1 protein-coding gene is annotated in these 263 nt (G+C 62.0%); it reads left to right on the top strand.

Annotation, left to right across the window (positions count from 1 at the left end; genetic code table 11):
- Positions 1–263: DUF484 family protein (locus AAEY83_RS16015; RefSeq protein WP_351060558.1), on the top strand; the 263-nt coding region annotated here is incomplete at both ends.

Raw genomic sequence — 263 nt, 5'->3', positions numbered from 1 at the left:
CCTGGAGGCTCATCCGGACTTCTTCGTCGAGCACGAAGAGCTGCTGCCGTCGCTGCGCATTCCGCACCGACGTGGCGACACCGTGTCGCTGGTCGAGCGGCAGATGACCATCCTGCGCGACCGCAATATCGAGATGCGCCATCGCCTTTCGCATCTGATGGACGTGGCCCGCGACAACGATCGCCTGTTCGAAAAGACCCGCCGCCTGATTCTCGCGCTGATGGATGCATCGACCCTGGAAGACGTGGTCATCAGCGTTGAAG

The sequence above is a fragment of the Psychrobacter sp. TB20-MNA-CIBAN-0197 genome (assembly GCF_040309765.1).
GTDB lineage: Bacteria > Pseudomonadota > Gammaproteobacteria > Pseudomonadales > Moraxellaceae > Psychrobacter > Psychrobacter submarinus.
The sequence above is the reverse complement of the archived record's forward strand: the minus strand, read 5'-3'. Positions and strand labels throughout refer to the sequence as shown.